We start from the raw sequence: 11,714 nt of genomic DNA, 5'->3' as shown, positions 1-11,714 counted from the left end.
GCCGCGAGGAGACGGGCTTTCGTGGTGGGGCTGGGGCGCTTGAGGTGGGAAGCTCGGCGACCGGAGTTTTCAAGACCCGCACCCGGTTGTTGGCTGGGTGCTGAACGGGCTGGCCCGGGTGGATACCAGGCGACCCTTCGGAAGTGATTGGACGGAACGACGCGTGGAAGAACTGCTCACCAGCCTGCTTGGTAACTCCCAGGGTCTCATTGCCTACGCGACGGTGTTCGCCATCCTGGTGGCGTGCGGCCTGGGTGTCCCGCTGCCCGAGGACATCTCGCTCATCCTCGGTGGGTTCCTGGCGCACAAGGGTGCCGCCAGCCTGCCGGTGATGATGGTGGTGGGCTTCCTCGGCATCCTGGTCGGCGACAGCCTCATCTACCTGGCGGGCCGCCGGCTGGGGTCTCGGCTGGGGCGCAACCCGGATGCGAAGGGCGGAGGCTTCTTCGCGAAGATCGTCACGCCGGCGAAGCGCGCGAAGGTGGAGTCGCTCTTCGTCGCGCACGGCCAGAAGATCGTGATGATCGCCCGCTTCATGCCGGGCGTGCGCGCGGTGACGTACTTCACCGCGGGCTCCGTGCACATGGCGTACTGGCGCTTCATCCTGTGGGACGGGCTGGCGGCGCTGCTCTCCGCGCCGGTGTTCGTGTGGCTCGGCTTCCACTTCGGCGGCGAGCTGGACATGGTCATCGGCAAGCTGAAGGAGGGCCAGGTCGTCGTCATGGGCTCGCTGGCCGCGCTGGCCGTGGGCTACTTCCTGTTCCGCCGTCGTCAGAACGCCCGTCGCGCCGCCGAAGCCGCTAGCGCCGGGGTGACGCCCGTGGCGCTGCCGCCGGTGCCTGAGACGCTGGAGAACAGCGTGGCGCAGACGCGCGCGGCCAGCAGCAACAGCTTCTTCGACGTGCCCGCCGAGAAGGCGCCCGCCGCCGAGCCGTCCACGAACGTGCACAAGTAGCTTCGCGCTTCGGTGACGCGGTCCACGAACCCCGCCCCCTCGACTTGAGGGAGCGGGGTTTTTCATTGCGGGGCCTTGCTCGGAAGGCCCCGCCCGGCTGCCGCCGTCAGTCCTCGCGCGGGCCCCGGAAGGCCTTCGTCAGCAGGTCCGCCACGGCCTGCACGACGGGCTCGCGCAGCAGCGTGTAGTGGCTGCCCGGCAGGCGGTGCGACTCCAGCTTCGTGCCGACGAGCGCGGACCAGCCGCCGTCGCCCGGGCCGGTGTCCGCGAGCTCCTCCGCCTGGACGCGCAGCACCCGCTGGTTCATCGCGGGCGGGTGGTAGCGCCGGGCCGCTTCGAGGTTGGCCTCGAAGACGCGGAAGAGGGCGGCCGGGTTCGCGCTGTCCACGCCGGGCGGCAGGGCCCCGGCGCGGGCCGCGGACTCCAGCACCCGGGCGAGGGCCGCTTCGGGCTCCAGGGTCGCGAGCTCCGCCGTGTCCAGGGACAGGTCCGCCAGGGACACGCCCATCAGGTCCTGCGCGAACAGGCCCACGGCCAGGGTGCGATCCAGCCTCGGCTCGGTGTCCGCAACGGTCTCCGGGACGTACGAGTCGATGAGCGCGAGCAGCGCCACCTCCTCGCCGGCCGCGCGGAGCTGGTGCGCCATCTCGTAGGCGATGACGCCGCCCAGGGACCAGCCGCCCAGGAAGTAGGGCCCGGCGGACTGGACGGTGCGCAGCGCCTGCACGTAGCTGGCGGCCATCTCTTCGACAGTGCCCAGGGGTTCGCTCGCGCCGTCCAGGCCGCGGGCCTGGAGGCCGTAGAAGGGCTGATCCGGGCCCAGCCGCCGCGCCAGCTCCGCGTAGGCGAGCACGTTGCCGCCCACCGGGTGGACGCAGAAGAACGGCGGGGCCTTGCCCGTGCCCTGCGCGCCGAAGGGCACCAGCGGCGTGAAGGGCCTCGCGTCCTGCCCCTCGCTCATGAGCTGCGCGAACCGCTCCACGCTGGGGGCCTGGAAGAGGGCCGACAGCGGGAACTTGCGGCCCGTCTCGCGGTTCACCGCCGAGAGCAGACGCACCGCGAGGAGCGAGTGGCCGCCCAGCTCGAAGAAGCTGGTGCGCACGTCCACGGCCTTCACGCCCAGGGCCTGGGCCCAGAGCGGTGCGAGCCGTGCCTCGTTCGCGTCGCGCGGCCCCACGCGGGCCTCGTCACGCGCGGTGCTGTCGACAGGCGCCGGCAGGGCCGCGCGGTCCACCTTCCCGTTGGGCGTCAGCGGGAGGGCGGGCAGCGCGACGTAGGCCGCGGGCACCATGTACTCGGGCAGCGAGCGCTGGAGGTGGCCGCGAAGCGGAGCGGTGTCCACTTCGGGGGCCACGTAGGCCACGAGGCGCGGCAGTCCGGGGACGTCCTCGCGCACCAGGGCCACGGCGTCCCGGATGCCCGGGTGCGCGCGCAGCGCGGCTTCGATCTCGCCCGGCTCGATGCGGTAGCCGCGCAGCTTCACCTGGAAGTCCACACGCCCCATGAAGTCGAGCGTGCCGTCTCCGCGCCAGCGGGCCCGGTCGCCGGTGCGGTACAGACGCGCGCCGGGCTCGGTGCTGAACGGGTGGGGGATGAAGCGCTCCGCGGTGAGGTCCGCGCGCCCGCGGTAGCCGCGCGCCACGCCTTCGCCCCCGATGAACAGCTCCCCGGGAACGCCCACGGACACGGGGTTCAGGTTCGCGTCGAGGACGAACGTGCTCACGTTGAGGAGCGGCCGGCCGATGACGGGCAGCTGCTGCGGCGCGCCCTGGATGCACCAGGTGGTGTCGCACACCGTGCCCTCGGTGGGGCCGTAGCCGTTGAAGGCGCGGGTGCGCGTCGTCCCGGCGAGCGTGCGCCAGGTGACCTCATCCATCGCCTCACCGCCAATGAAGAGCGTCCCCGGCACGTGGGCCCGCTCCAGCATCCCCGCGTCGAGCAGGAGCTTGAGCTGCGAGGGCGTGCCGTCCATCGAGTCGATGCGCTGCTGCTCCAGCCACGCGAGCATCGCCTCCGGCTCCTGCCGCACGGACTCCGGGACGAGGCACAGGCAGTGTCCGTCCAGCAGCGTGAGCATCTGGGGCACGGACGCGTCGAAGTAGAAGGGCGCGTTGAGGCTCACCCGCATGCCCTGCGGCGCCTGTGGGTAGAGGACGTCGTTGAGGGCCTTGTGCAGGTTCATCACGGCGCGGTGCTGCGCCATCACGCCCTTGGGCGCGCCCGTGGAGCCGGACGTGTAGATGATGTAGGCCAGGTGCTCCGGCCGGACGTCCGTGCGCGGGTTGCCCGGGGACAGCGCTTCGATGCGCCGCGCCTCGGCGTCCAGCCGCACCAGGTGACGCACCGTCGGCTGCCACGTCTCCGCCAGGGCCTGGGTCGTGAGGAGCACGGGGGCGCCGCTGTTCTCCAGGATGAAGGCCTTGCGCGTGGCGGGGGCCGCCGGGTCGAGCGGCACGTAGGCACCGCCCGCCTTGAGGATGCCCAGCAGCGCGACGATGGCCTCCGGCGAGCGCTCCATGCAGAACGCCACCGGCACCTCGGGGCCCACCCCCAGCGTGCGCAGGTAGTGGGCGAGCTGGTTGGCGCGCACGTTGAGCTGGTGGAAGGAGACCGTCGTGTCGCCCATCACCACGGCGGGTGCCTTGGGCGTGCGGGTCACCTGCTGCTCGAAGCGCGTGTGGAAGGGCGGGTCGGCCGGGAAGTCGCCCGTCTCACCGCTCCACTCCTCCAGCACCCACTGACGCTCGTCGGCCGTCAGCAGGGGCAGCGTCTCCACGGGCGCGTCCGGAGTGGCGACAGCGCCCTCCAGCAGCTGGACCAGGTGCTCCGTGAGGCGCCGGGCCGTGGCGGCCTCGAAGAGGTCCGTGCTGTAGGAGAGGGCGCCCTCGAAGCCGGACGGCGTGCGGCCAAGGCTCAGGTCCAGGTCGAACTTCGTCGTGGTCAGCTCCACGTCCACCGGACGCAGCGTCAATTCAGGCAGACGCACCTCCGTGTCCGGCGTGTTCTGGAGCACGAAGAGGGCCTGGATGAGCGGCGTGCGCGACAGGTCGCGCGACGGCTGGAGCACTTCCACCAGCCGCTCGAACGGGATGTCCTGGTGCTCGTACGCGCCCAGCGTGGAGGCGCGCACCTGCGCGAGGAGCTGTCGGAACGAGGGCCGGGCATCGAAGCGGGCGCGCAGCACCAGCGTGTTGACGAAGAAGCCGATCAGGCCTTCCGTCTCCGCGTGGCGTCGGCCCGCGATGGACGTGCCCACCAGCAGATCCTCCTGCCCGGAGGACCGGTGCAGCAGGGTCTGGAAGGCCGCCAGCAACACCATGAACGGCGTGGCGCCTTCCTGCTGCGCCAGCGCCTCCACCGCGTCGCTCAGGGCCGGAGGCAGGCGCACGGGGATCGTGGCGCCGGCTGCCGAGCGCTGCGGAGGACGCGGCTTGTCGGTGGGCAGCGCCAGCGCTTGCGGCGCGCCGGCCAGTTGCTGCTTCCACCAGCCGAGCTGCGCGTCGAGCACGTCACCCTGGAGCCAGGTGCGCTGCCAGACGGCGAAGTCCGCGTACTGCACCGGCAGCGGGGGCAGCGGCGAGGGCTGCCCCTGGCGGAAGGCCTCGTAGAGGGCCACCACCTCGCGCACCAGCACGCCGATGGACCAGCCATCGCCGATGCTGTGGTGCAGGCACATGAGCAGCACGTGCTCGCTCGCGCCGAGCTTCAGGAGCGTGAGCCGCGCCAGCGGACCCACGGCCAGGTCGAAGGGACGCAGGGCGTCCTCGCTCGCGAACCGGAGGACCTCGGCCTCACGCTCGTCGTCGGGGAGCGTGCTGAGGTCCACCACCGCCAGGGCCTGGGCCGGGGCAGGGTGGATGTGCTGACGGGGTTCACCGTCGCGGGCATCGAACGTGGTGCGCAGCGATTCGTGCCGCTGGACCAGGGCAGCGAAGGCCCGCTGGAGCTGCGGCACGTCCACCGTGCCCGACAGGCGCAGCGCGGTGGGCATGTTGTAGAGCGGGCTGCCCGGATCGAGCTGATCGATGAACCACAGCCGCTGCTGGGCGAACGACAGCGGATGCGGTCCCGGGCTCGTCGCGGGCAGCAGCGGCGGCAGCGCGTTGGCGGCCGGCGCGTCCGGCAGGCGCTGGGCGAGCGTCATCACGGTGGGCGACTCGAAGAGCGCCCGGACGCCCACGTCCACGCCGAAGCGGGCCCGCATGCGGGACACGAGCTGCGTGGCCAGCAGCGAGTGGCCGCCCAGCTCGAAGAAGTTGTCGTGACGGCCCACGGCGGGGACGTTCAACAGCTCCTCCCACAGCGAGGCCAGGGCCACCTCGGACGGCGTCGCAGGCGCCTCGTAGGTGTGCGACGCGCGATGCGAGGCCTCCGGCGTGGGCAGGGCCTTGCGGTCCACCTTGCCGTTGGGCGTCAGCGGCAGGACGGGCAGGGCGACGAACGCGGCGGGCACCATGTACTCCGGCAGGTGCCGGCGCAGGTGCTCGCGCAGCGGCGCGGTGTCCCCGTCGGTGACGACGTAGGCCACGAGCCGTGCGTCTCCGGGGACGTCCTCGCGCACCAGGGCCACCGCGTCCCGGATGCCCGGGTGCGTGCGCAGGGCGGCTTCGACTTCACCCAGTTCGATGCGGTAGCCGCGCAGCTTCACCTGGAAGTCCAGGCGGCCCATGAACTCCAACGTGCCGTCTCCGCGCCAGCGGGCCTTGTCGCCCGTGCGGTAGAGGCGGGCACCGGGCTCCGGGCTGAACGGATCCGGAACGAAGCGCTCCGCCGTCAGGTCCGGCCGGCCCAGGTAGCCGCGCGTGACGCCCTCGCCGGAGAAGCACAGCTCGCCCGGCATGCCGAAGGGCACCAGTCGCTGGTGCTCGTCGAGCACGTAGGCGCGCAGGTTGTCGAGCGGCCGCCCGATGACGGGGACCGCCGTGGCGGTGCCCTGGAGGGGCCACGTCGTGGTGCCGACGGTGCACTCGGTGGGGCCGTAGGCGTTGAAGGCGCGCGTGCGCGTCGTCGTGGCCAGCCGCTGCCACGTCACCGCGTCCATCGCGTCACCGCCCACCACGAGCAGCGGCGGCACCCAGGCACGCTCCAGCATCCCCGCGTCCAGCAGGAGCTTGAGCTGCGCGGGCGTGCAGTCCAGCGAGTCGATGCGCTGACGCTCCAGCCACGGGAGCATCGCCTGCGGATCCCTTCGCAGGTCCTCGGGGACGAGGCACAGGCAGTGGCCGTCGATGAGCTGGATGACGCGCTCCATCACCGCGTCGAAGTACAGCGGCGCGGTGACGGTGATGCGCTGGCCCTTGGGCTGCCCCGTGTAGAGGGCCCGGCCCATCGCGCGGTGCAGGTTGAGCACGGAGCGGTGCTGCGCCATCACGCCCTTGGGCGTGCCGGTGGAGCCGGACGTGTAGAGGACGTAGGCCAGGTTCTGCGGGCCCGCCAGCGGGGGCAGGGTGTCCCCGGAGAGCGCCGCCAGCGGAGCCGCTTCGACGTCCAGCAGCACCACCTCGTCCACGTCGGGCCGCCATTCGTCGGTCAGGGCCTCCGTGGTCAGCAGCACGGACGCACGGCTGTCCCCCAGGAGGAACGACTTGCGCGCGGCCGGAGCCGCCGGGTCGAGCGGCACGAACGCACCGCCGGCCTTGAGCACCGCCAGCAGCGCCACGATGGCGTCCACCGAGCGCTCCAGGCACAGGCCCACGGTGACCTCCGGGCCCACGCCCAGCGAGCGCAGGTGCCGCGCCAACTGATTGGCGCGCGTGTCGAGTTGTTGGAAGGAGAGCGTCGTCTCCTCGTACACCACGGCGGGTGCATCCGGCGTGCGGGCCACCTGCGCTTCGATGAGCCCGTGCAGCGTGGCGTCGCGCTCGAAGTCCGCGACGTCGCCGCGCCCGGTGCTCAGCAGCCGCGCCTGTTCGTCGGGCGAGATGAGGGCCAGGTCCGCCAGCGGTGCGTCAGGCTGCGCGACCACGGCCTCCAGCAGCATCCGCAGGTGGACGATGAACCGCTCCATCGTGGCGGGCTCGAACAGGTCCGTCGCGTAGTCGAGCATGCCGATGAAGCCGTCCTCACCCCGGCTCAGGTCCAACCCGAGCTCGTGGTGCGACGTGGTGCGCCCGCCGAAGTGCGCCGGCTTCACGGCGAGGTCGGGCAGCGCCAGCTCCGGCACGGGTGCGTTCTGGAGCGCGAACATCGCCTGGAACAGCGGCGTGCGGCCCAGGTCACGCTCGGGCTGCATCGCCTCCACCAGCCGCTCGAACGGGATGTCCTGGTGCTCGTACGCGCCCAGCGTGGTGGTGCGCACCTGGGCCACCAGCTCCCGGAACGTCGTCCGGCGGCCGAAGCTTCCGCGCAGCACCAGCGTGTTGACGAAGAAGCCGATCAGGCCCTCCGTCTCCGCGTGACGGCGGTTCGCGATGGGCGAACCCACGAGCACGTCGTCCTGCCCGGTGTACCGGTGCAGCACGGTCTGGAACGCCGCCAGCAGCACCATGAAGGACGTGGCGCCTTCCTTCTGCGCCAGCGCCTCCACCTGCTCCGCGAGGACGCGCGGCAGATGCACGTGCACCGACGCACCACGCTGCGTGGCGACCGCCGGACGCGGCTTGTCGGTGGGCATGTCCAACGCCTGCGGCGCACCGGCGAGCTGCTGCTTCCACCAGCCGAGCTGCGCTTCCAGCACGCCGCCCTGGAGCCAGCCGCGCTGCCAGACAGCGAAGTCCGCGTACTGCACCGGCAGCTCCGGCAGGGTGGGGGCGCGGCCGTGGCTGAAGGCCTCGTAGAGCGCGGTCATCTCGCGCACGAGGACACCCAACGACCAGCCGTCAGAGACGATGTGATGCAGGTGCAGCACCAGCACGTGCTCCTGGGCCTCCACCTTCAGCAGGAGGGCGCGGATCACCGGGCCCCGCGCCAGGTCGAACGGGCGGCGGGATTCCGCGAGGCCGCGCTGCATCAACTCGGCCTGACGGTCGGCGGCGTCAGGGAGGTCCGTCAGGTCCACGAACTCGAAGGGCACGGAGGCCTCGGCGTGGACGTGCTGCACGGGCTGGCCTGCCTCCATGCGGAACGTCGTCCGCAGGGATTCATGCCGCGCCATCAGCGCATCCAGGCTCGCGTGCAGTGCGTCGACATCCAGCGCCCCGATGAGCCGCAGCGGCAGCGGCATGTTGTAGAGGCTATTGCCCGGCTCCAGCTGGTCGATGAACCACAGTCGCTGCTGGGCGAACGACAGCGGCGGCGCGGACGTCCTCCCGGCACGGACGAGCGGGGGCGCCTGGGTGCGCTTCGCGTTGACCAGCCGCTCCGCGAGGGCCGCCACCGTGGGCGCGCCGAACAGCTCGCCCAGCGGCAGCTCCACGCCCAGCGAGGAGCGGATGCGCGACACGACCTGCGTGGCCAGCAGCGAGTGGCCACCCAGCTCGAAGAAGTCGTCGTGGAGGCCGACGTGCTCCACGTGCAGCACCTCCGCCCAGATGGCCGCGAGCGCGGTCTCCAGCGTGCTGCGGGGCATGGCCCCCTTCGCCTCGGAGACGCGCGGCGCCTCCGGCACGGGCAGGGCCTTGCGGTCCACCTTGCCGTTGGAAGACAGCGGCAGGGCCGGCAGCTCCACCCACGCGGCGGGCACCATGTACTCGGGGAGCTGCTTCTGGACGAACGCCTTCAGGGCTCCGGCATCGAGCCTGTCCCCGGTGGTCACGACGTAGGCGACGAGCCGCTTCTCTCCGGGCACGTCCTCGCGCGCCACCACCACGGCCTCCCGCACCTGGGAGGACTGGCGCAGCACGGCCTCGACTTCGCCCGGCTCGATGCGGAAGCCGCGGATCTTCACCTGGAAGTCGGTGCGGCCCAGGAACTCCAACGTCCCGTCCGCCTGCCAGCGCACCTTGTCGCCGGTGCTGTAGAGACGGGCCCCCGGCTCGGTGGCGAAGGGGTGGGGGATGAACCGCTCGGCCGTGAGGTCGGGCCGCTGGAGGTAACCCCAGGCGAGGCCGTCGCCTCCGACGTAGAGCGCGCCCGGCACGCCCACCGGCACGGGCTGGAGGGATGCATCCAGCACATACGCGGTGGACTGCGCCAGGGGCCGACCGATGGGCACCGAGCGACCCACGCTGTCACCGGCACGCAGCGCCAGCGTGGCGGAGAACGTGGTGTTCTCCGTGGGGCCGTAGCCGTTGACCAGCACGGCGCCAGAGGGCAGCCGCGCCAGGTGGTCCCGCACGCGCTCGACGGGCAGCACGTCGCCACCCGCCAGCACCTGCCTCACGCCTGACAGCGCCTTGCCCTGGTCGAGCACCATCTGCTCGAAGAGGGCGGCGGTGAGCCACAGGGTGGTGATGCCTTCGCCGGTGAGCAGCCGTCCCAGCTCCGCGTAGGACAGGGTCTTCGGCGGGGCCAGCACCAGCTTCGCGCCGTTCAGCAGCGCGCCCCACACCTCCAACGTGGACGCGTCGAAGGCGACCGGGGCGAGCTGGAGGAATACCTCCTCCGGCCCGAAGTGGATGAAGTCGTTGCCGCGCACCAGGCGCACGATGCCGCGCTGGGGCACGCTGACGCCCTTGGGACGACCCGTGCTTCCCGACGTGAACATCACGTAGGCCAGGGCCTCCGCCGGCACCTTCACGTCCGGAAGGGTGTCCGGCTGCTTCGCGAGCTGGGCCGCGTCCGCGTCCAGGAGGACCTGGAGGTCCGCCACCGCGGGCAGCTCATCCGCCAGCGCCTCCTGGGTGACGAGCACGCTGACGCCCGCCTCCTGGAAGATCCAGGTGATGCGGTCGGCGGGGTACTTCGCCTCGACGGGGACGTAGGCGGCGCCGGCCTTGAGGATGCCGAGCATGCCGACCACGAGCTCGAACGAGCGCTCCAGGCACAGACCCACGCGGTCTCCGGGCCGCACGCCCATGCGGCGCAGGTGGTGCGCCAGCTGGTTCGACGCCTTCTCCAGGGCCGCGTAGCTGAGCTGCGCCGTGCCGGACTTCAGCGCGATGGCCTCCGGCGTGCGCGCGGCCTGTTCGGTGAACAGCGCGGGCACGGACGCGTCACGCGGGTAGTCGCGCGACGTGTCGTTCCACACCACGAGCAGCCGCTGCCGCTCCTCGGGCGTGAGCCACGGGAGGTCGGACAGCCGCGCGTCCGGTGCGCGGACGGCGGCCTCCAGCAGCATCCGCAGGCGGTGGACCATGCCGGCCGCCGTGGGCTGCGTGAACAGGTTCGTGTTGTAGAGCAGCCCGCCCACGAACCCGTCGGGGCCGCGGGTCAGCTGGAGCTGCTGGTCGAAGAGGATGATGCTCGCGTCCTCGTGGATCGGCCGGAGCGTCAGCTCCGGGAGCGTCACCTCGGGCAGCGGCGCGTTCTGGAGGGTGAACGTCACCTGGAAGACCGGCGTGCGGCTCAGGTCGCGCTCGGGCTTCAGCACCTCCACCAGCTTCTCGAAGGGCAGGTCCTGGTGCTCGTAGGCGCCCAGCGTGGTGGCGCGCACCTGTGCGAGCAGCTCGCGGAAGGTGAGCGTGCCCCGCACCCGCGTGCGCAGCACGACGGTGTTGGCGAAGTAGCCGATGAGGGCCTCGGACTCCGCGTGGCGGCGGCCCGCGATGGGCGAACCGATGACCACGTCCTCCTGGCCCGCGTACCGGTGCAGCAGCAGCGAGAAGGCCGTCAGCAGCAGCATGTAGGGCGTGGCGGACTCCTGCTTCGCCAACGTCTCCAGCGCCTCGCTCAGCTCGCGCGACAGGCGCACGGGCTCGTCAGCGGCCTGGAAGGACTGCTGGGCCGGACGCGGATGGTCCGTGGGCAGATCCAGGAAGGGCGCGGCGTCCGCGAGCTGCTCGCGCCAGTACCCGATCTGCTCCTCCAGGACCTCGCCCTGGAGCCAGCCCCGCTGCCAGAGGGAGTGGTCGGCGTACTGCACCGTCAGCTCCGGCAGGGGCGAGGGCTGGCCCGCGGAGAAGGCGGCGTAGAGCGCGCCCATCTCCCGCACCAGGACGCCCGTGGACCAGCCGTCGGAGACGATGTGGTGCGTGTTCAGCACCAGCACGTGCTCCGTGGGCGCGATCTTCACCAGGAGCCCCCGGAACAGGGGGCCGTGCTCCAGGTCGAACGGGGCGTGGGCCTCCTCGAGGGCGAGCCGCATCGCCTCGGCCTGACGCTCCTCCGGCGTCGCGAGGCCCGTGAGGTCCTCGGACCGCAGGGGCATCGGGAAGGGAGGATGGACGACCTGCGACGGCGTCCCTTCGTGGGTCCGGAAGGTGGTGCGCAGCGATTCGTGGCGGCGCACCAGCTCGTCGAAGGCCTCTAGCAGCACCAGCGTGTCCAGCGTGCCTTCGAGCTTCAACAGGCTGGGCAGGCTGTAGGCGATGCCCACCGTTCCAAGCTGCTCGATGAACCACAGTCGCTGCTGGGCGAACGACAGGGGCAGCACTTCGGGCCGCTCCGCGCGGACCAGCGAGGGCAGGGCCTGCGACGTGCCACCGGCGTTCTGGAGCGCGTCGATGCGCGTGGCGAGCGCCGCCACGGTGGGGCCTTCGAAGAAGGCGCGCAGCGGCAACTCCACGCCGAAGCTCGCGCGCACGCGGGCCACCAGCTGCGTGGCCAGCAGCGAGTGTCCGCCCAGCTCGAAGAAGTTGTCGCGGCGTCCCACGGTGGGGACGCGCAACAGCTCACTCCACAGCGCGGCCAGCGCCACCTCGGTGGGCGTCGCGGGCGCTTCGAAGTCGCGCGACGTGAGCTGCGAGGCCTCCGGCGCGGGCAGCGCCCTGCGGTCCACCTT

General features: G+C 72.0%; 2 protein-coding genes. One reads left to right on the top strand and one right to left on the bottom strand.

Features of this window, described 5'->3' with window-relative positions:
• Positions 1–163: 163 nt before the first annotated feature.
• Positions 164–955, top strand: a complete 792-nt coding sequence (locus D7V93_RS26160; RefSeq protein WP_120645990.1) for a DedA family protein — start codon at positions 164–166, stop codon at positions 953–955.
• Between the two features lie 106 nt (positions 956–1,061).
• Here D7V93_RS26160 and D7V93_RS26155 read toward each other — a convergent pair.
• The coding region (locus D7V93_RS26155) for a non-ribosomal peptide synthetase (RefSeq protein WP_147451328.1) at positions 1,062–11,714 on the bottom strand (10,653 nt) is incomplete at its 5' end.

The sequence above is a fragment of the Corallococcus llansteffanensis genome (genome assembly GCF_003612055.1).
Taxonomy (GTDB): Bacteria; Myxococcota; Myxococcia; order Myxococcales; family Myxococcaceae; genus Corallococcus; species Corallococcus llansteffanensis.
The sequence above is the reverse complement of the archived record's forward strand: the minus strand, read 5'-3'. Positions and strand labels throughout refer to the sequence as shown.